Consider the following 18,000-nt stretch of genomic DNA (forward strand, 5'->3'; position numbering starts at 1 on the left):
CTTACGTTGGTAGCATCGATCACGGAGGCGTATGACCATGTCCGAGACGGCGACCCTGTCCTCGAAGTTCCAGATCTCGATCCCGAAGGCGATAAGGGCGGCCCAGCATTGGGAAGCCGGTCTGACCTTCGCTTTCATTCCCAAGGGGACGGGCGTTTTGCTTGTACCGGTTCCAAAGCGTGAGTCGCTGAAGGGCCTCGCCCGCGGGGCTTCGGCAACCGACTACCGCGACCGGACGGATCGGTTCTGATGGTCCTCGTCGACACGTCCGCATGGATCGAATGGCTGATCGGTTCGGCCACGGGCGACCGGCTGGCGGAGCACCTGCCGGATCAGGCCGACTGGCTGGTGCCGACCATGGTGCAACTGGAACTCGCCAAATGGCTGACCCGCGAGGTCGGCGAGGACAAGGCGGATCAGGTGATCGCCTTCACGCAGGTCTGTCAGGTGATCCCGCTCGACACAGACATCGCGCTTGAGGCGGCCGAGGCTTGCCGCACGCACAGGCTCGCGACGGCAGATGCCATCGTCTTTGCGACCGCCCGTGCGCGGGGGGCGACCCTCCTGACGTGCGACAGTCATTTCGAGGGTCTACCGGGTGTGACGCTGGTCCCCAAGGTCAGGGCCTGACGCTGGAACCATCGGCACTCGCCATCTGCTCGTTCAGTTTCCGCACCATCACCGCCTCGATCTCGGGCAGCAGTTCGGCGGCGATCAGGGCGTTGACGCCCAGCGCCTGTGCCAGCGCGAGGGCGGCGCCCATGTCCCACCCGACGATGGCCCCCGGCGCGATCCGCAGCTGGCCGCCGAGGCGCTGGGTCAGGTCCCAGACCTGCCAGCCCTCGACGGTTTGCGGTCGGTTCAGTCTTGCGGGGCAGTCGGGGCAGGGGCCCGTGCAGGCCGCGCAGTAGCCGTCGCCCCCGCCGAAGGACCAGTCAGCAAGGGCGCGGAGGCGTTTTTTTCCGCGTCCAGCATCAGACCACGAGCGACATATTGCGCCTGGAAGGCCTCGAAGACGGGCCAGATTTCGAGAAGGGCGTCGATCCCCGCTGGGCTGACGGGCATAAGGTTGCCATCCTCGTCACCGACACCTTCCCATTCCAGCACGGCGCGGCGCGCGACGGCCTTGGCCATGGCCAGCGCCATGTCTTCCTGGCTGGAGGTTTCCGACAGGCCATCGATGGCGGGATCGGCGCGGGCGGAGACCATCAGCGCCGTGGTGAGGGGCGCCACCAGCACGCGCAGGCCGGGCAGGAGGTCCAGCCATTCGGGCCGGTTCGAAAGGTTCAGTCGGATCATGGTCAGTATCCCGTGACGGTGTTGACGAGGACGGCGGTGCACATGCGGGCGGGGCTGGTGGCTTTGGCGGCCTGCCAGTCGAAGGTCGCCTGGATGCCCTGGGGGCCCGGGATTTCGATCCGCGGGACCGGCAGGTAGACGGCATGGGCCGTGAAGGTGAAGCTGGCATTGGCCCCAAGGCTGTAGGCGAACTCCAGCTCGCAGGGCGTGCCGTCGATGGCTTGGGTGACGAGGGCAGAGTCCGCGAAACGGACTTCGATCCGGCCGGTCAGCGCCGCCATGCCGGGATCGGCGCCCTCGATCTTGCCGTCGTTCCGGATGGTCTCGATCCGGTCGAGGCCATTGGCATAGGTGATCTCGGCCGAGACCACGTTGCCTAGCGCCGTGCCATTGCGCTTCACCACGCCGTTGAAATGGCCAAAGCGTTGCAGGCCCAGCGCGGTGGGCGTGCCTGCGGCCGTGGTGGCCGCGATGGCCTCGCCTTGAGCGATCAGACGCGCGGTTGCGGTCAGCAGGCCCGAGCGGTTCATCTGCCAGGACAACTGGTCCATCACGCAGCCCGCATACATTGCGAACCGCGGCACCTCGGGCATCGCGACTTCGATGGCCATCGAGGGCAGGGTCCAGTTGCCCGACTGGAAGGTGTGGGTCTTGGGCGTGGTCCCGGTCGTGGTCGGTGCGCCGAAGGCCGCCTTCAGCCAGAAGCCGAAGGCCTCCACATCGATCGGCACCACCACCTCGCCATCGGCGGTGACGGCGTCCTTGATTGGGGCGAGGGGATCGCGGCCGTAGCCCAGCAGTTCGCTGTTCAACAGCGGCTGTTCCGCGCCCAGAGTGGTGCGGGCGAAGGGCATCAGCCGATAGCCGCTGGCGGGCGGGGTGCCGTAGACGGTTTCGAACGCAAGCGCCATCTGCGACCGCGCGCCGTGTCCGCGTGCCATGTCCTGTCTCCTATTTCCCGAACTGTTGGTATGGGCCGCCTTGCGGGGCCGACCCGATCTGCGCCATCATGCGGCCATGACAGCATATTCCCACGCCGGGCGGCTCGTGCGCCGCCATCGTCCAGCGTTTCTCCTCATCGCAGCCTTCGCGACAGTCCTGGCACTCTTCGCCGCGCCGGACGCCCGGGCCGACGTGGCCATCGACCTCGAGGCCAGGGTCAGCAAGATCCTCGACGGCGATACCTTCACCCTCAGCGGTCAGTCGCGCCGCATTCGGGTCTGGGGCCTCGATGCTCCGGAATGGAACCATCAGGGTGGGTCAGCCGCCACCGCCACTCTGCGCGGGCTGATCTCCGGAAAGCGCCTGCGCTGTGCCATCCGCGACATAGACCGCTATGGCCGCCTCGTCGCCCAGTGCTTCCTGCCCGATGGTCGTGACATCGCCGCCGAGATGATCCGCTCCGGCGCCGCCCGCGAGTATTGCCGGTATTCCGGAGGCTATTATGGAACCTGCAGGTAATTTCCGGACTGATTTCCAGCACCCCATAGCTTGTTTCGCGGCGTGATGGAGGGCCTCTTTGCCCTGCTCTTCGGCCTCGCAGCCCTTTGGTTCACGCTGTGGCTGTTCATCCTGTTGCCCGCCCGGATGGCAGAAGCGCGCGGACGAAGTGCCATCGCTTGGGTGCTTCTGAGCCTCATCTTCTCGCCGTTCTTCGCGATCTTCTTTCTGTGGCTCCTCGGCGATGCCGGGAACCGCAGATCCTGACGGCCTTGAGCGGAAACCGCTGGCGCCCTTTCATACGGGCATCTTGTGTTCACCCGTCAGGCCAAAGGGCCCGTCGTGGTGTAGTGTAGAAGGATGGTTATCACCGCCGCCTTCAGGGCGGCTGCGCCCTCGACGGGCAGGTCGACCGAGGCCGGGGCCTCGGGTTCGACCCAGTCGCAGAGGCCGCCCAGCGTTTGGTCCGCCTCAAGTGCCGCGCCGATGGAAGTGATCAGGTCGTCGAAAGCGCTGGCCCGGCCGGTGCCCTCCCGGACGACGACCTCCAGCTCGGCCCGGTGCCGGTAGTGATAGCGCAGCGGCGACAGTGTCACTTCTGGTTCGCCGGGCTGGCCGTCGCGCAGGATGATCAGCCCGGCCGCGGGGATCCTCTCGGGCAGCACCTCGTCACGCAGGGTGAGGGCGGCAAGCGGTTGCAGCCGCGCGTGCAGCGCGGCGAGGACGGTTTCGCGGGTGGTGGGCATCTCTCGGTCCGGGGTTCCGGGACAGGCCCGGGGTCAGTGTTCCCCGCCGCCTTTCGGGAGGGGCAGGTTGGCCAGCCGTCGCGGCAGATCAGCGCGGCTGTGCAGGAAATCGATGATGATCACCTTCTCGATCTCCTCGACGAACACCACGAAATGCTGGCCTGCCCGCGCGAAGCGCAGGTCCTCGGGCAGATCGGGATCGATGAGCCGACGGCAATCCTGTGACAGGGCGGTGCCCGCGGCGATCTCGCGGCAGGTGGAGATCAGGTCATCCTCATAGGCCGCCGCCTGTCGTGGACCGAAGGTCTCGATGGTCCAGCGGGCAATCTCGATCAGCGAGGCCTCCGCCTGCCGTGTCAGACGCCAGGGTTTCGCCATCAGGTATTGGCAATCGCAGCGGCAAATGCCCGGCGGATGGCATCTTCGCCGCTGCCTTCGGCCAGATCCCCGCTCCGGGCCTGTTCGAGCCCAGCGGTCAGACGGCTGCGCAACGCGCCAAGTTCCGCCTCTTCTCGTTCGAGGAGACGAAGCCCGGCGCGCAACGCTTCGGACGCGTTCTGATACCGACCGGATGCCACCAGGCGGTCGACGAGGTCGGATTGCGTTTCGGTCAGGACGACGTTCCGGGTGGCCATGGGAGTCTCGGAGTGTGACATTGGCAATATATGCCAATCCGATTGGCGTGTCGACGGTCCCGCTCAGAACCTCCCCTCCACCCACCCCGCGACGATCCGCCCCGGCAAGCCGTCGATGGCCCGCTCGGCATCCCGCGCCAGATCGAGCCGCTTGTGCAGCTTGACCTGGGGCACGAGGAGGAAGATCGGCACGGTGGTCAGCCCGCGGCCGGTCTTGGAGTGAGACGCCACGGCCCGGCCCTTCGAATTCAGCCGCCCCTCGGCCACCAGCAGGCTCGGACCGCGGCGGCGGTAGATGAAGCGCAGGCGCAACCCCGTGCGGCGTTCCCATTCGCCGGGGGTCATGCGGCGGCCGCGGGTGGATTTGCCCGCGGCCGGGGTGGGGATGGCCAGCCAGAACCCGTTGCGCGACCGGATCATCGGCCCCGCGTCATGAGCACCGACGATCACCGGGGCGTTCGACCAGACCAGCGCAGCGGCGTTCAGGCTCTCGCTGCCCTTGGGATAAGTTGCAAGCCGGATCGAGTTGCCGAGCCGCGTACCAAGCCCAGCGCCGGTGATCTGGCCCCGCCAGGCGGATTTGAGTCCCGCGCCCGCCTCGCGCATGGCGTTGGTGACGGCCTTTTCGCCTGCGGCGATTTCGGCCTGCATCAGGGCGGCGAGGTCGGGGCTGATTTCCAGCTTCAGCTTCATGCTGGCCTCAGGTCCAGCGTCCAGATGAGCCGTTCGCGGTCGCGCAGCGGTTCCCCCTGGATCACATGGCTGTCGGCACCGATGACGATCACGTCGCCCGGCCGCGGGGTGGGCAGGTCGGCCACGCGCACATCCACCACCGTCGTGTCGCTGACGAACCGGCCCGCCCCGAAGTCGGTGACGCGGTCGGGCGCGCGGCGGATGATGCGGATCGGGCGTTCCTCGGAGGTCGTGGCCGAGATCCAGAGGGCCGGGGCCGCCATGGAGGCATGGGTGAAGATGCGGTCCATGGCGGCGGCGAAGACGGACATGGATGGGTCCGTCAGTTCGACGTGTGCAGGCGGATCGCCAGCCGGGGCCGCTTGTTGACCGGCAGGATCGAGGCCTCGGTCATCACGTCGATCCAGCGGCCCTTCTCGTCGAGATGCTGGCGGGCGTAGAGCGGCAGGCCGATGGTGTTGGCGGTCTCCAGCAGGTTCGCCGGGCCGCCATAGGTGGTGAAGGTGTCCATCGTCCCGAGCGGGAAAGCGATGCCCTCGTTCGCCGGGACCAGCCGTTCGGTGGCCTTGGTCGAAAGAGTGACGGTGCCCGAGTATTCCTCGAACAGGATCCCGCCGAAGGGGAAGTTGCGACGGACGTCCTCGCGCAGCGGCTGGGCACCGGTCGAGGCGTAGAACTTGTAGGCCTCCTCGGTCTTCGGATGGGCGATCAGCTTGTCGAAGAATTCCCGGCTGACGAGGGCATGGACCGAGGTCATGGCCTCGCCGAGGAGACTGTCCTCGATGGCCCGCAGCACCTCGCGGACCTTGCCTTGCACGTTGGTGCCCGCGGTGCCGAGGACGAAGTCGACCGAGATCTGCGTGAGGCCGAATTCGGTGAAGTAGTTGTAGAGCGTCGTGCCCGCCCCGTCCTTCACGATGCCGCGGAGCGCGTTCATTTCCATGTATTCCCGGGTCTGGGCATGCTTGCGGCGCATCAGCAGCAGCTTGCGGTTCATCACCTCGACGAGGGGATCGGCCGCATCGAACGCGCCGCCCAGCGCAGGTTGTCCTTGGATGTCGGCAGGCAGGACAACGTCGTCATGCGGGATCCACGGCAGGGCGAAGGACCGCATGGACCGGCCCTCGCGCGTGCCGACGGTGGCCGGGCCGCCGAGGGGGACGGAGGGCAGGAGGCTCAGGACGCCTTCGTATTGCTCGATGATGACCGAGCGCTGGCTGACCCCTTCGAAGCGGAAGAGGCCGATCTGGGCGAGGCGGGTGTAGAGGTTGGGCAGGATGTTGATGGCCTGCGTCATCTCGGCCAGCGAATAGCCGCCAGCGTCGAAGGGATTGCGGACGAGGGTCATGGGGGATGCTCCGGGGGATGAGGGGATGGGCGCGGCCGGGTGGGCAGCGTCAGACGCCGTCGCGGGCGATGATGCCGACGGCGGCCAGCTGGGTGATCTTCGCGGCGATCTTGGCCGCGTCGTTGACCGTCGCCTCGTAGGCGAGGGCAGCGCGCGAGACGATAGCGGGACCACGGGTGACCACGATGCCCACGGCGTCTGCCAGCGTGGCGTTCACCGGGTAGAGCAGGACAGCGACCGCGGTTTGCGAACCGTCGGCCCCGGTCGCGGGCGAGAGGGTGTATTTGCCGCTGGCCGTGATGCGACCGAGGACGGCACCAGAGGGATAGTTGGTGCCGATCAACAGCGTCACCACCTCGCGGGTGTAGTTCGAGTTGACCTCATATTTGAGGACATCGCCCATGCTGGGCGGTTCCGTCAGGACGGGCATGGTTCAGTCTCCAGGATGTTGGGGGATGCGGAGGCGGGGCGAGGGCGCAGCGACGAATGCCGCCGGTGGCCAGCGCCAATGTCAGCGCGAGGCGGCGGCCGATTTCTTCGCGGCCGCCACGATGGGGCTTTCCTTCGCCCCGGGTGCCGGAGCGGTGGCGATGATGCCCGCGGCATCGCTGCGGGCGGCAAGATCAGCCAGAACCTTGGCGCGAAGAGCCTCGGGTTTCACACCCTTGGCGACGGCATCGGCGGCATCGATCTGAATGCCGAGCCGGGCGGCCTGCGCGCAGACCTGCGCAACCTCGGCCGCCTCGGCGCGGATCGCTTCGGGGGAGATCGCGGCCGCCTCGGTTTGCGGCGGCGCGACTGCCGTGGGCGCGGCCGATTCCGGCGGGGGGCTGCCAGCAGGCGCGGTCGCAGGCTGCGCATCGTCTTCGGGGGCAGTGGTCATCATCGGGCCCTTTCCTCTGGGGGTGGATGTGCCGCGGGGTGCGGCGGCGAAAGCGCGGAAGGCGGTGACCGGATCGGCCACCTCGTCGGCGAGACCGGCGAAGACCGCCGCCTCGCCGCGGAAGACGGCGGCCTCGGTGCCCAGCGCGCGAAGGGTGTCGAGGCGACGGCCGCGCCCTCCGGCGACGGTTTCGGCGAAGAGCTGACGCAGGTCTTCCAGCTCGCCCGCGATCCGGGCGCGGACGGTCTCGGGCAGGGGCTGATAGGGGTTCGCATCGACCTTGCGCGCGCCTGCATGGATCAGCGTGACAGCGATGCCCTTCTGGTCCAGAGCCCCGCTCATGTCGCTATGCATGGCCACCACGCCGATACTGCCAACGGCGCCGGTGCGGGGCAGGATGATCCGGTCGGCCTGGGACGCCAGCGCATAGGCGGCCGAGAGGGCGTGATCCGCGACGAAGGCACGGATGGGTTTCACCTGACGCGCGGCGCGGAGGCGATCCGCCAGATCAAAGGCCCCCGCCACTTCGCCACCGAAGCTGTCGATGTCGAGGGCGATGCAGCGGATCGCCGGATCGGCAAGCGCCGCCTGCAGCTGGGCCGCGATCCCTTCGTAGGATGTCAGCCCCGAGGATTGCCCGATCCACGCCCCGCGATGGACCAACGTGCCTGCGATCTCGATGACCGCGATCCCGTCGACGACGGCGAAGGGCTGGGCGCCGTTCCGTGCCTGACGGCTGGTCAGGTCATCGCCGAAGAGTGACGCTCGGGCAGGGAGGTTGGTGGCATCCCGATCTTCGGCCGAGATTTCCAAACCTTCGACGCTGATCTCCCGCCCCGTGATCCGAGGGCCAAGCCCGGTCAGGAAGGCCAGTGCCTTGGCGGGATCGACCATCAAGGGCGTGTTGAAGACGCGCTGGGCGATCTGGGTGTGATGCAGGGGCATGACGGTGCGATCCGGGTTCATTGCGAGGAAGGTCTGCTTCAGCTATGGTAAGGCGTTCATGTAAAACGTAAGGAATCGGCAATGCGGGAATCGACCGTCACGTCCAAGGGTCAGACCACGCTGCCACGCGACGTGCGGGCAGCGCTGGGTCTCAACCCCGGCGACCGTGTGCGCTACGTGATCCTCGATGGGGAAGTGCGGCTTCTGAAGGCCCGGCCGGTGAGCGATCTCGCCGGGCTCTTGCGGCGGCAGGGTACGAAGCCGGTCACCCTCGAGGCGATGGAAGAGGCAATTGCCGCCGGCGCGGCGGACGAGGGTCGCGACGCGTGATTGCCATCGACACCAATGTCGTCGTCCGGTTCCTGACGCAGGATGACCCGGATCAGGGCGGCATTGCGCGACGCTTCTTTGCCGGGCTGACCGTCGAGAGCCCCGGATTTGTCGCCCGAGAGGTGCTGGTCGAACTCGTCTGGGTGCTGGAGCGGGCCTATCGCCACAGCCGGGGTGAGATAGCGTCCGCGCTGGAGGGGTTGCTGGCTGCGGCCGAACTTGAGGTCGAGGCCAGCGACGATGTCGGCGCAGTGCTTCACGCCTATCGCGATCAGGGTTTCGGGTTCGCCGATCTGATGATCGCGGCTGCAGGCCGACGCGTCGGGGCGGAGAGCCTGGTGACCTTCGACCGCAAGGCGGCCCGGCTTCCCGGTGTGGACCTGCTCGAGGGCTGACGGGTGCGGAGGGGTCAAGCCTCGTCCTCCGGCCGCGGTTCCTGGTCCTCTTCATCGACCTCCTCGTCATCGTTGGTCTGCCGACCTTGCTGCTGGCCTTCGACATCACTCGGCCCGGTGCCGCCACCGGCCGCCTGCGCGGGCGACCCCGGCCGCCGGAAGTCCAGTCCCAACTCCGCCTCGCGCTTGCGTTCGGCGGCGATTTCACGGTCGACCTGTTCGGCGTCGTAGCCGCGTTCGGCGATGGCTTGCGTGCGGGATTTCAGCCCGGCCTCGATCTGCAGGATTTCGGCAGCGGCATCCTTGGCCGGGTCGATCCAGTCCCACTTGGTCGGAAGCCAGTCGCAGGCGAGGTATTGCCGCCGCTCCGTGGCATAGCCCGGCAGGTCGATGGCGCCCGCCAGCACGGCCATCTCCATCCAGCGCGTCCAGACGGCACGGCAGAGCTGATAGACCATCACCGAATGCTGGAAAGCCGAGATACGACGGCGGAAGTCGACGAGCGCGATCCGCGTGTTCGAGAAGTTCCCCTTCGCAGTATCACCAGTCAGATAGCCATAGGGCACGCCCAGCGCCGCGCCGATCTGCAACAGCGTGCGATACTGGAAGGGCTCATAGGTGCTGCCCGAGTCTGGCGTAGAGGGCGTCGTCACGTCCTCGCCGGGATCGAGGCGAACCACCTGTCCCGGTTCCACCTCCAGATCGTCCTCGGCCGGATCGAGGGCGGTTTCCGGGGCGGGCGAGGTGATGAACATCGCGAACATCGCCGCTGTCTTTTTCCGCTCCAGTTCGGCGTCGTCGTAGAGGTCCAGCGTGAACAGCTTCACCACCGCCGCCGCAAAGCGCGACACGCCGCGCAGCTGGCCCGCCTCGACCGGGTCGAGGATGTGGATCACCTCGGAGGCTGGAACCCGCACCGTCTCTCCCGCGAGGCCCGGATCGGTCATGTCGCCCGGGTGGCGGCGCAGGAAGTGGTAGGCCACGCGTCGCCCTAGGCGATCGAACTCGATGCCCTGCCGGATCGATCCCGCGCCAGGCAGGACGCGGGTCATGTCCTGCGGCAGCATTTCCGAGGGCAGCATCTGCAGCTGCATCGGCACCGTCAGGCCGTCCTCCGGCCGCCGCGTGCGGATGCGCAGGAAGACTTCGCCTGCCAGAAACACCTCTCGCGCCGCCCGACGCTGCAGGCCGAAGAAGTCGGTCAGACCCTCGGCATCGGCCTCGTCGGTCCAGGCGAGCCAGAGCTTCTGCAGCTCCTCCTTCTTCGCGGCATCGGCGATCTTCGACGAGGGCTTGATGCCGTCACCGACGACATGGTTGGCGAAAGCATCGACTGCGTTCGCGGCATATCCGTTGTTCCGGACCAACCAGCGTGCCCGGGCGGTGATCGTCTCGCCCGAGGCCGCGATCAGCGTGTTCACATGGGCACGGGTGGCCCGGAACCCGCGCATGCGCCGATGGGACTGCGCCGCGTCGAACCCGCCGATGATGGACCCGAGCCGCGAACGGAAGGCGTCGAAGACCATCGTCACAGACCCTTCGTGGCCACGGTGCCCCAGCGGCGGCGACGCGGCATGGCAGAGGCGGTAGCAATCCGGCCCTCCAAGTCCCGAATGGCCGCGGCCAGTTCCGCATCCGAGCCATAGGTCACGGTCTTGCCGTCATAGCTGACGCTGCGCAGCCCGGCGAAGCGGGCTTCCTGCAGTGCCGTGAGCAGGGCCTGCATGCGTTCCAGGTCCATCAGTCCCTCATGAACTTCGGGGTGTAGGTCCGCCGTTTCCGGCGTGGCGTGGTCAGTGTTCCGGCCTTGGGCTGGGCCGGATCGGGTGGTGTGGTGTCATTCGGGATGGCTGCAGGCATGCGCGTTTCCACGCCCGCCTGCGCTTCCAGCCGCCGCCAGGTGGCCTCGTCCCAACGGTCAGCGCCGAGGATCCACGCTGCAGCGCGGGCATAGACCCGGCAGTCGAGCGCCTCGTTCCGCTCGCGCATCTTCTGCCATTCCTGGTGGGCATAGCCGCGCTTGTTGCGGATGGTGACCAGCTGCTCGGCCACCAGCTGCTTCAGCCATTCGGTGTCGGCCCAGCCAGGCAGATGGATAGTCCCTGGGGCATCGAGCACCCCTGTGGCACGGTCCTCGTCCGAGGGCCGTTCGATCCGCAGGAAGCGGTATGTCTCCGCCTTGAACGTCGCCGTGGCCACCGACCAGAGCCTCGCGCCCCGGCGCAAGCGTTTGCCGCCGATGGTGGCATCGACATAGGTCGGGCCAGAAACCGGGGTTGCCCGATTGAAGCCTTCCAGGCCTTTAAGGGGTGCGACCTGTTCGAAGCCGACGTTGCGCGACCAAGCATAGACTGCCGCGGCCTCGTAACCGGTGTCGATGCCAAGCCGCGCCACAGTCATGAAGGCGCCGTTGGCATGTTGCCAGCTGCGCCCGAGCAGGGCGGTCAGCTTGTCCCAGGCTGCCGGATCGTCAGGCCCGCCCGGGATCACGATGTGATCGACGAGCCAGGACTCGAGGCTCCGGCCCCAGGCCCAGATGTCGACCTCGATCCGGTCCCTCTGGACGTCGGCCCCGGCGGTCAGGAACAGCCCTGCCTTCGGCACCGTGCCCGGCTTCCAGGCTTCGCGCCGATCCGCCAGCCGTTGCCATTCCGGCGCGTCGCCACTTTCGACCCATGTCTCGCCCAGAAGCGTGTTGCGCGCCGCGCGCAGCGTCTCGTCCGACCCTTGGGCCGCCAGCCATTCTCGCGCGACGTCTGACCAGCTTTTCCACCCGAGCGGTGAATAGAGCGCCGAGAGGTGGAAGCCGATGGCCTTCGGATCCCTGGAAACCGCTGTCGCCCGCCATTCCCCCTTGGCCAGCATCTCGGTCTTGTGGTGCTCGGCGATGGGCCTCTCGCAGCCCTCGCAGTGATAGGCGGCGGTTTCCGGTCGGCCCTTCGCCCAGCGCAGCCGGTCGAATTGCAGCCACTGCATCGCCCCGCAATGCGGGCAGGGCACGAAGTAGCGCCGCTGGTCGGAGGCTTCAAACTCACGCTCGATCCGGGACAGTCCCCGGATCGTCGGGGTCGAGACCATGAACACCTTGCGCCGGTGCGAGAAGGTGGTGGTCCGCGCTTCCGCCAGCGTGACCGGATCGCCTTCCTCGTCGGCCGAGGCCGGATAGGCGTCGACCTCGTCGAGGAAGACATAGCGCGCGGGCATCGACCGCAGGCCGGTGGCCGAGTTCGCCCCGGTCAGCACGAGGATGCCGCCGGGAAACTCCTTCGACAGCATCGAATTCCCGGCATCGCGCGACCGGGCCGGGTTCACCCGCTCGCGTAGTGCCGGGCTATCCGCGATCAGAGGATCAAGACGGCCGCGCGAGGTGCGCTTCGCCAGTTCCAGGCTTGGCAGCACCGCCAGCATCGGCCCCGGGGCGTGATGGATCACGAAACCGATCCAGTTGTTGCCCGCCTCCGTGGCCCCGACCTGCGCGGCCTTCATGAAGGTGATGCGCTGGGCCGGATGGCCGGGCGACAGCGCATCCATGATCTCGCGCAGGTAGGGGGCGCGGGCGGTGCGATACCGCCCCGGCTCCGCCGCGCCCCGCGACGACAGCCAGCGATGCTGATCCGCCCATTCCGACACCGTCAGGTTCGGATCGGGGCGCAGCCCTTGCCGCCAGACCCGGAGCAGGACCTCGGCGCCATCGAAGCCGAGGTCGAGACCGGCGGTCAGGTCGTTGTCGTCATCCGAGGGAGACCCGGAGGTCGGCGAGGGCGTCGAGCTGTTCGCGGACATGGGCTTCCAGCACCCTCTGCATGATCGCGGTCTCGATCGTCACCGATGCCCCGGATTGCCGTTCCACCTCCGCCATGATCTGCGCCGCCATCAGCGCGGCCACCCGTCCGGGCCAGGTGACCCAGACATCCCGTTCCTGCCGCGCGAGACGAAACACCAGTGTTTCCGCCCGCGCGCGGTCGACAAGCGTGCCCTTTTTCTTCTGGACCGCGATCTGCTTGTCCTGCGCGGCATAGACCGTCAGAAGTGTGCGCGCCTTGATGTAGGACGAGGTCTCGCCCGCACCGCTGGCGAGGCTTTCGCCACCCAAGCTGCGCCGCTGCTGGTCCGGGTCTGTCATCTCTGCCCGTCGCACATCCGAGGCTGCGGCATTGATCGACCCGTCGTCGTAGACCACCAGCCGCCCGTTCTTGCGCGCCTTCTGCACCCCGCCGCGGGACAGGCCGGAATGCGCCGCGTACTCGCGTTCGCTCATGCCTTTCATGGCGCTTTGGTGTCCATCAAGATATTGAAAATAAACATGAAAAGGCAATCATTCCCGTTGATTGTCTTCCCCTCCGGAGCGATTCTGTGATCAGGACCTCACCCCCGGATCGGAGACCAGACCATGACCACAACTGCCAAACCCACCTCCACCGCGCCCGAGACGCTGATGCTCGACATCGCGAAGCGCCACTTCTTCGTCGAGACGCTGGATACCCGGAACAGCGACGGGCTCGACTTCCACGACGTCGCCATCTGGTCGATCCGCGCCGCCCTGATTGAGGCCTATGCCGCGGGTCTCGCCGCGACACGGCGCTGAGGGGGCCGCTGACATGACCATGGCCATCACCACCATCCGCATCGACTATTCCGCCCTTCCCGAGGGGTTCGATCTGAGCCGCCCGGACGCCATCGCCGAAGTCATCGAGCAGGTGCTGCGCGAGAGCGGGATCCCGGCCGAGGCCTCCGACGTCCTGTCGCACCTGAAGATCGAACTGCCCACCGCCCAGCTTGGTGCCGCCAGCCGCGCACTGGCCGAGATGCGGCTGATCTGACCGGAGCGATCAGAAAGCACTGATATTGCTCCGATTTGCCTACGATCATTCGCCCAACAGAGCGATGGTGTTCGCACCAGAACGATGCAACTCAGCGAAGGATGCCACCGCCATGACCCGCCGCGTTACCGACAACTCCAAGGCCCTCGACGCCTTCATCGCCGCCAAGGCCGAGATCGACACGATGCTGGAGCGCCTGAAGGTTCTGAGCGACGACCACTTCGAGACCCACCCCGACGAGATCCACTGGGGTCATGTCGGCACGCTGAAGCACTACGCGGGCCTGCTGCGCCAGATCACCGACAGCGCTTTCAAGGAAGGCGAACACGCCGCCTGACGCGCCCACCCGGCGCAACGGCCGCCCCGTCCGACGACGGGGCTTGCCTCCGTAGAAGGCGCGCACAGCGCGCGCCACAGCGCCCGGAGGCCCCGATGACCACCCCGTCCGACACCCAATCCCTTATCCTGTCCCGCGCCGCGACCCGGCCCGGCAATCTCGCCCTGCCGCTGCCCGAGGGGCTGGTCGGCGCCGCTGCCAAGATGGTGGTCGGCAAGATGATCGCCCGCGGCTGGCTCGAGGAGGTCGAGGCCTCCTCAAGCCGCGGCGAGCCGATGTGGCGCGAGACCGGCGATGGCCACGGCACCACGCTGATCGCGACCGAGGCCGGGCTGGAGGCCATCGGGATCGAGCCGGTGGCGGCCAGCGCCGTCGCCAGGGTGCGCAAGGCGAGGCCCAAGGCGAAACCCGCAGAAACGCCCGAAGACACCGACACCGCGAAACCCGTCGCCATCCGCGCTGGCACCAAACAGGCGCAGATCATCGCCATGCTCCAGCGGCCCGAGGGGGCGACGGTCGCCGAGATCGTCGCGGCGACGTCTTGGCAGGCTCACACCGCGAGGGGGGCCATTTCAGGGGCACTCAAGAAAAAGCTGGGTCTGCCCATCGCAGCGGAGAAGGTCGAGGGCAGGGGGACTGTGTACAAGCTGCCCTGATCAGGATTGCGGCATCAGACCCTTCTGGCACCCGAACCCGGGCCGACAGCGTTGCTGATGTCCTTCAGTTGCGCGGCCAGCCATTTTCCATTTGCCATCCTCTCTCGGACTCGTGCGCGATGGATGTCCGGGGAGGGTGGCTCCTTCCTGTGATGCCGCCTTGTGTTGCAGTACCAGCAGGCAGCGACGATGTTCGCGGCCACGTCGGCACCGCCGTCAGAGCGGGGGTGCAGATGCTCTGCCGTGCAACGGAGGTACTTCCGCATGGCTGGTGCCCGGCAGATTTCCGGCACGGCATTATCCAGCTCCGGATCCCACATCGGCAGGTCGCAGTAATAGCACCGGCCGCCCTGCGCCAGCATCTTGGTTCGACGAATATTCGACAGCTTTCCCATCCAAGGGGTCTCCATTCAACTTCGTGAGAAGCGAATGCGCGGCGCCTTGGAGGGGCGCTCCCCGGCGGGAAGCTTATGCTCGCGCGAGACCCGATCGTTCGTGGTTCCGCAGTCCGTACAACGATGCCGTCAGGGTTTTCACTGCCGACCTGAGGGGGCTTATGCCGCCGTCAAAGCTCATTTCTGAGCCTTCGTTTGGGCGAACGGTAGAGAACCGCGGATTTCCCGTCAACGGAATCTCTCGAACAGCCTGCGCAACACATAGCCTCGCACCAGCGAAATGGCTGTGAAGGCAAGCCCGATTGCCAGCTGATCGTCCAGCGCGATGTGGATGCCGAAGACCGGAAACACCACGATCTGCATTCCGACCGCGAGCGCATAGCCGAAAATCACGTTGGTTGCGGCTTCGACCATGGACATGCGGCGGGACTGGGTCATGCGCGCTTTCTCGACCGGCGCGCAGGCTTTGTCGCCGCCTCGGCTTCCTTGACCCGGCTGGCTGTCCGCCTTGTCGCCATCTCCCACCGCCGCACGGCGACATCGCAATAGACCGGATCCAGCTCCACCGCGGAGCAGCGCCGCCCGGTGCGTTCCGCGGCGATCAGCTGTGTGCCCGAGCCGCAGAAGGGTTCGAACACCAGGTCGCCGGGGTCGGAGAAGGCCTCCAGCACCGCCTCGACCAGCGCCACCGGGAACACGGCCGGGTGCGATCCGGCCGTGCCCAGCCCGCCCTTGTGGCGCATGATCCGGAACACAGAGTCCGGAATGCGATGGCTCTGGATCGCGTTGCCGTAGCCGGTCTTGCGGTGCACCGTGCCGTCGGCCCCGCGCAGCCCGCCACCACCGAGGGTTTCGCCCGCGTGCTTGCTCTCGACCGTCTTGTTCGGTTTGCGGGGCTGGCGGTTGAAGTGGAAGATGAACTCGTGCGATGGCGCGAGGCGGCCGTTCCAGTCGCCGGGCAGGCCCGGCCCCTGGTCCCAGACATACCAGCCGAACCGCCGCCAGCCCTGCGCACGCATCCAGTCGACCCAGTCTTGCCAATACGGGATCCACTCGCCATCGCGGTGCACGAGGCCGAGGTTCACCAGCAGCTGGGCATCGGCGGTGACGGGCGCCGCGGCGAGGACGCCCTGCATCAGCGCATCCCAATCGCCGACCTTCTCCTTCGCCGCGCCATAGTCGCGCTGCTGGGCATAGGGGGGTGAGGTGAACATCAGCGCTGCCTGCGCCCCGTCCATCAGCCGCGCCACCACACCCGGGTCGGTCGCATCGCCGCAGATCAGCCGGTGGTCGCCCAGCGCCCAGATATCGCCGGGGCGGGTGATCGGGTCAGCCGGAGCGTCAGGGATGGTGTCGGCGGTGTCATCGTCGATGGACGCACGGTCGTCGGCATCATCCAGCAGCGCGTCCAGTTCATCCTCCGGGATCCCGATCAGCCCGAGGTCGAAATCCTCGGCCATCAACCCGCGCAGATCCTCGAGCAGCAGCGCCTCGTCCCAGCCGCCCAGTTCGGTCAGCTTGTTGTCGGCGAGGCGATAGGCACGACGTTGCGCCTCGGTCAGATGGCCCAGCACGATGACCGGCGCCTCGGCCAGCCCGAGCTGGGCAGCGGCCAGGATGCGGCCGTGCCCTGCAATCAGCTCGCCGTCGGCCGCCACAAGGCAGGGAACGGTCCAGCCGAACTCGGCCATGCTGGCGGCGATCTTGGCCACCTGATCGGCATCGTGAGTCTTGGCATTGCGGGCGTAAGGTCGAAGACGGGCGAGGGGCCAATGCTCGATCCGGCCGGGCAGGAGGGGCGCGTTCATGCCGCGAGCCGCTTTGCCTTGAGGGCGGCGAAGCTCTCGCCGGTGTCCGCCAGCACGGCCTCCTGACCGGTGAAGGACTGCCAGCGTTCTATGGCGACATCGACATAGGCCGGGTTCAACTCGACCCCGAAGCACACCCGGCCCGTGGTTTCGGCCGCGATCAGCGTGGTGCCGGAACCCATGAAGGGCTCATAGACAGACTGGCCGGGGGACGAGTTGTTCAGGATCGGGCGGCGCATGCATTCGACCGGCTTCTGGGTGCCGTGCACGGTGTCGGCGTCCTGATCCCGGTTGGCGATCTGCCACAGCGTGGTCTGCTTGCGGTCCCCTGCCCAATGGCCCTTGCCCTTGGCACGCACCGCATACCAGCAGGGTTCATGCTGCCAGTGATAATCGCCGCGACTGAGGACCAGCCGGTCCTTGGCCCAGATGATCTGCGACCGGATCGCGAAACCCGCAGACACCAAGCTGTCGGCCACAGTCGCGGCATGCAGCGCCCCATGCCAGACATAGGCCACATCGCCGGGGAACAGCGCCCATGCCTCGCGCCAGTCGGCGCGATCGTCGTTCAGCACCTTGCCGGTGCGTTTCGTCTTGGCCGCGCCAGCCTGGTTGCGCCAGGAGGGATCGTACTCCACGCCATAGGGCGGGTCGGTGACCATCAGCAGGGGACGCACATCTCCCAGCAGCCGCCTGACCACATCGGCTAAAGTGCTGTCACCACAGATCAACCGGTGAGGCCCGAGCTGCCACAGGTCACCCGGTACCGAGACGGGCGTGACCGGCAGGTCCGGAACGTCGTCCTCACCCTCGACCGGGCCATCCCCGCCCAGCGCCTCCGGATCCCGCAGCAGCGCGTCGAGGTCATCGTCGCTGATGCCAAGCAGGGTCAGGTCGAAATCCTCGGCCCGCAGCCCCGCGATCTCGTCGCGCAGCAGCGCCTCGTTCCATTCGCCCAGCTCCGTCAGCTTGTTGTCGGCGATCCGGTAGGCCCGGCGCTCGGCCTCGTCCAGATGGCTGAGCCGGATTACCGGCACCTCGGTCAGCCCCAGCATCGTCGCCGCCAGCACCCGGCCATGCCCCGCGATCAGTTCGCCGTCGTCGGCCACCATGCAGGGTACGGTCCAGCCGAACTTGGCCATGCTGGCGGCGATCTTCGCGACCTGGTCGTCGCCATGCATCTTGGCGTTGCGGGCATAAGGGCGCAGCCGGGCAATCGGCCAGGACTCAACCTGGCTCGGCGCGAAGACGAGGTCCATGGGGCAGGCTC

At 67.3% G+C, this 18,000-nt stretch carries 29 protein-coding genes; 10 read left to right on the forward strand and 19 right to left on the reverse strand.

What is annotated here, in order from left to right:
- Nucleotides 1–37 precede the first annotated feature (37 nt).
- Together ACK4IU_RS13710 and ACK4IU_RS13715 are read left to right on the forward strand one after the other, a co-directional pair.
- The gene (locus ACK4IU_RS13710; RefSeq protein ID WP_409736146.1) at nucleotides 38–250 is read left to right on the forward strand and encodes an AbrB/MazE/SpoVT family DNA-binding domain-containing protein; all 213 of its coding nucleotides are present in this window, start codon (nucleotides 38–40) and stop codon (nucleotides 248–250) included.
- Nucleotides 250–630, forward strand: coding sequence for a type II toxin-antitoxin system VapC family toxin (locus ACK4IU_RS13715; RefSeq protein WP_409736148.1), 381 nt, complete (start codon nucleotides 250–252; stop codon nucleotides 628–630). Before ACK4IU_RS13710 ends, ACK4IU_RS13715 begins: the two co-directional genes overlap by 1 nt.
- Here ACK4IU_RS13715 and ACK4IU_RS13720 read toward each other — a convergent pair.
- From ACK4IU_RS13720 to ACK4IU_RS13730, 3 genes are all read right to left on the reverse strand, one after another.
- Complete coding sequence (locus ACK4IU_RS13720) at nucleotides 620–763, reverse strand: hypothetical protein (protein WP_409736150.1); 144 nt, start codon at nucleotides 761–763, stop codon at nucleotides 620–622. The genes ACK4IU_RS13715 and ACK4IU_RS13720 overlap by 11 nt on opposite strands.
- Before the next feature lie 98 nt (nucleotides 764–861).
- Complete coding sequence (locus ACK4IU_RS13725; protein ID WP_409736152.1) at nucleotides 862–1,299, reverse strand: hypothetical protein; 438 nt, start codon at nucleotides 1,297–1,299, stop codon at nucleotides 862–864.
- A 2-nt stretch (nucleotides 1,300–1,301) separates the two neighbouring features.
- Complete coding sequence (locus ACK4IU_RS13730; RefSeq protein ID WP_409736154.1) at nucleotides 1,302–2,240, reverse strand: phage tail tube protein; 939 nt, start codon at nucleotides 2,238–2,240, stop codon at nucleotides 1,302–1,304.
- Nucleotides 2,241–2,316: 76 nt separating this feature from the next.
- On the opposite strand from ACK4IU_RS13730, the gene ACK4IU_RS13735 reads away from it, so the two are divergent.
- Together ACK4IU_RS13735 and ACK4IU_RS13740 are read left to right on the forward strand one after the other, a co-directional pair.
- Nucleotides 2,317–2,760: a thermonuclease family protein gene (locus ACK4IU_RS13735; protein WP_409736156.1), complete on the forward strand. Its 444-nt coding sequence runs from the start codon at nucleotides 2,317–2,319 to the stop codon at nucleotides 2,758–2,760.
- A 45-nt stretch (nucleotides 2,761–2,805) separates the two neighbouring features.
- Entirely contained in the window at nucleotides 2,806–3,006 is a 201-nt protein-coding gene (locus tag ACK4IU_RS13740; protein ID WP_409736212.1) for a hypothetical protein, read from the forward strand.
- 56 nt (nucleotides 3,007–3,062) lie between these two features.
- Here ACK4IU_RS13740 and ACK4IU_RS13745 read toward each other — a convergent pair whose 3' ends face one another.
- The 8 genes from ACK4IU_RS13745 to ACK4IU_RS13780 form a co-directional block, all read right to left on the reverse strand.
- Entirely contained in the window at nucleotides 3,063–3,485 is a 423-nt protein-coding gene (locus tag ACK4IU_RS13745) for an acyl-CoA transferase (RefSeq protein WP_409736158.1), read from the reverse strand.
- Nucleotides 3,486–3,518: 33 nt separating this feature from the next.
- On the reverse strand, nucleotides 3,519–3,863 hold the full coding sequence (locus ACK4IU_RS13750; RefSeq protein ID WP_409736160.1) for a type II toxin-antitoxin system RelE/ParE family toxin: 345 nt from the start codon (nucleotides 3,861–3,863) through the stop codon (nucleotides 3,519–3,521).
- Complete coding sequence (locus ACK4IU_RS13755) at nucleotides 3,863–4,120, reverse strand: type II toxin-antitoxin system ParD family antitoxin (RefSeq protein ID WP_409736162.1); 258 nt, start codon at nucleotides 4,118–4,120, stop codon at nucleotides 3,863–3,865. The genes ACK4IU_RS13750 and ACK4IU_RS13755 overlap by 1 nt, the downstream gene beginning before the upstream one ends.
- 63 nt (nucleotides 4,121–4,183) lie before the next feature.
- Nucleotides 4,184–4,813, reverse strand: coding sequence for a DUF6441 family protein (locus tag ACK4IU_RS13760; protein ID WP_409736164.1), 630 nt, complete (start codon nucleotides 4,811–4,813; stop codon nucleotides 4,184–4,186).
- Entirely contained in the window at nucleotides 4,810–5,124 is a 315-nt protein-coding gene (locus ACK4IU_RS13765) for a hypothetical protein (RefSeq protein WP_409736166.1), read from the reverse strand. The genes ACK4IU_RS13760 and ACK4IU_RS13765 overlap by 4 nt, the downstream gene beginning before the upstream one ends.
- Before the next feature lie 11 nt (nucleotides 5,125–5,135).
- Nucleotides 5,136–6,161 (reverse strand): major capsid protein, encoded by a 1,026-nt coding sequence (locus ACK4IU_RS13770; RefSeq protein WP_409736168.1) that lies wholly within the window; start codon nucleotides 6,159–6,161, stop codon nucleotides 5,136–5,138.
- 49 nt (nucleotides 6,162–6,210) lie between these two features.
- Nucleotides 6,211–6,591, reverse strand: coding sequence for a head decoration protein (locus ACK4IU_RS13775; protein WP_409736170.1), 381 nt, complete (start codon nucleotides 6,589–6,591; stop codon nucleotides 6,211–6,213).
- Between the two features lie 81 nt (nucleotides 6,592–6,672).
- Entirely contained in the window at nucleotides 6,673–8,010 is a 1,338-nt protein-coding gene (locus ACK4IU_RS13780; protein WP_409736172.1) for a S49 family peptidase, read from the reverse strand.
- Between the two features lie 60 nt (nucleotides 8,011–8,070).
- Here ACK4IU_RS13780 and ACK4IU_RS13785 point away from each other — a divergent pair, with 60 nt between their 5' ends.
- Together ACK4IU_RS13785 and ACK4IU_RS13790 are read left to right on the forward strand one after the other, a co-directional pair.
- On the forward strand, nucleotides 8,071–8,319 hold the full coding sequence (locus ACK4IU_RS13785; protein ID WP_409736174.1) for an AbrB/MazE/SpoVT family DNA-binding domain-containing protein: 249 nt from the start codon (nucleotides 8,071–8,073) through the stop codon (nucleotides 8,317–8,319).
- Nucleotides 8,316–8,714 (forward strand): PIN domain-containing protein, encoded by a 399-nt coding sequence (locus tag ACK4IU_RS13790; RefSeq protein WP_409736176.1) that lies wholly within the window; start codon nucleotides 8,316–8,318, stop codon nucleotides 8,712–8,714. The genes ACK4IU_RS13785 and ACK4IU_RS13790 overlap by 4 nt, the downstream gene beginning before the upstream one ends.
- Before the next feature lie 14 nt (nucleotides 8,715–8,728).
- Here ACK4IU_RS13790 and ACK4IU_RS13795 read toward each other — a convergent pair whose 3' ends face one another.
- The 4 genes from ACK4IU_RS13795 to ACK4IU_RS13810 are packed head-to-tail and all read right to left on the reverse strand — an operon-like array spanning nucleotide 8,729 to nucleotide 12,981.
- Nucleotides 8,729–10,240, reverse strand: a complete 1,512-nt coding sequence (locus tag ACK4IU_RS13795; protein ID WP_409736178.1) for a phage portal protein — start codon at nucleotides 10,238–10,240, stop codon at nucleotides 8,729–8,731.
- Nucleotides 10,241–10,242: 2 nt separating this feature from the next.
- Nucleotides 10,243–10,455, reverse strand: a complete 213-nt coding sequence (locus tag ACK4IU_RS13800; RefSeq protein ID WP_409736180.1) for a phage head-tail joining protein — start codon at nucleotides 10,453–10,455, stop codon at nucleotides 10,243–10,245.
- Complete coding sequence (locus ACK4IU_RS13805; protein WP_409736182.1) at nucleotides 10,455–12,497, reverse strand: phage terminase large subunit family protein; 2,043 nt, start codon at nucleotides 12,495–12,497, stop codon at nucleotides 10,455–10,457. The genes ACK4IU_RS13800 and ACK4IU_RS13805 overlap by 1 nt, the downstream gene beginning before the upstream one ends.
- Nucleotides 12,445–12,981, reverse strand: a complete 537-nt coding sequence (locus ACK4IU_RS13810; RefSeq protein ID WP_409736184.1) for a hypothetical protein — start codon at nucleotides 12,979–12,981, stop codon at nucleotides 12,445–12,447. The genes ACK4IU_RS13805 and ACK4IU_RS13810 overlap by 53 nt, the downstream gene beginning before the upstream one ends.
- Nucleotides 12,982–13,104: 123 nt before the next feature.
- Here ACK4IU_RS13810 and ACK4IU_RS13815 point away from each other — a divergent pair, with 123 nt between their 5' ends.
- From ACK4IU_RS13815 to ACK4IU_RS13830, 4 genes are all read left to right on the forward strand, one after another.
- The gene (locus ACK4IU_RS13815; RefSeq protein ID WP_409736186.1) at nucleotides 13,105–13,299 is read left to right on the forward strand and encodes a DUF6900 domain-containing protein; all 195 of its coding nucleotides are present in this window, start codon (nucleotides 13,105–13,107) and stop codon (nucleotides 13,297–13,299) included.
- A gap of 13 nt (nucleotides 13,300–13,312) precedes the next feature.
- Entirely contained in the window at nucleotides 13,313–13,534 is a 222-nt protein-coding gene (locus tag ACK4IU_RS13820) for a hypothetical protein (RefSeq protein WP_409736188.1), read from the forward strand.
- Between the two features lie 112 nt (nucleotides 13,535–13,646).
- Nucleotides 13,647–13,871 carry a hypothetical protein gene (locus tag ACK4IU_RS13825; protein ID WP_409736190.1) on the forward strand — a complete coding sequence of 75 codons (225 nt, stop codon included), beginning with the start codon at nucleotides 13,647–13,649 and terminating at the stop codon, nucleotides 13,869–13,871.
- Nucleotides 13,872–13,966: 95 nt separating this feature from the next.
- Nucleotides 13,967–14,527 (forward strand): DUF3489 domain-containing protein, encoded by a 561-nt coding sequence (locus ACK4IU_RS13830; protein WP_409736192.1) that lies wholly within the window; start codon nucleotides 13,967–13,969, stop codon nucleotides 14,525–14,527.
- Nucleotides 14,528–14,541: 14 nt separating this feature from the next.
- Here ACK4IU_RS13830 and ACK4IU_RS13835 read toward each other — a convergent pair whose 3' ends face one another.
- The 4 genes from ACK4IU_RS13835 to ACK4IU_RS13850 form a co-directional block, all read right to left on the reverse strand.
- Nucleotides 14,542–14,922, reverse strand: coding sequence for an HNH endonuclease (locus ACK4IU_RS13835; RefSeq protein WP_409736194.1), 381 nt, complete (start codon nucleotides 14,920–14,922; stop codon nucleotides 14,542–14,544).
- Nucleotides 14,923–15,150: 228 nt separating this feature from the next.
- The gene (locus tag ACK4IU_RS13840; protein WP_409736196.1) at nucleotides 15,151–15,360 is read right to left on the reverse strand and encodes a hypothetical protein; all 210 of its coding nucleotides are present in this window, start codon (nucleotides 15,358–15,360) and stop codon (nucleotides 15,151–15,153) included.
- Nucleotides 15,357–16,730, reverse strand: a complete 1,374-nt coding sequence (locus tag ACK4IU_RS13845; protein WP_409736198.1) for a site-specific DNA-methyltransferase — start codon at nucleotides 16,728–16,730, stop codon at nucleotides 15,357–15,359. Before ACK4IU_RS13845 ends, ACK4IU_RS13840 begins: the two co-directional genes overlap by 4 nt.
- A complete protein-coding gene (locus tag ACK4IU_RS13850; protein ID WP_409736200.1) occupies nucleotides 16,727–17,989 on the reverse strand; it encodes a site-specific DNA-methyltransferase in 1,263 nt (420 codons plus the stop codon). Before ACK4IU_RS13850 ends, ACK4IU_RS13845 begins: the two co-directional genes overlap by 4 nt.
- Nucleotides 17,990–18,000 lie beyond the last annotated feature (11 nt).

The sequence above is a fragment of the Tabrizicola flagellatus genome (genome assembly GCF_046295235.1).
Classification (GTDB): Bacteria; Pseudomonadota; Alphaproteobacteria; order Rhodobacterales; family Rhodobacteraceae; genus Tabrizicola; species Tabrizicola flagellata_A.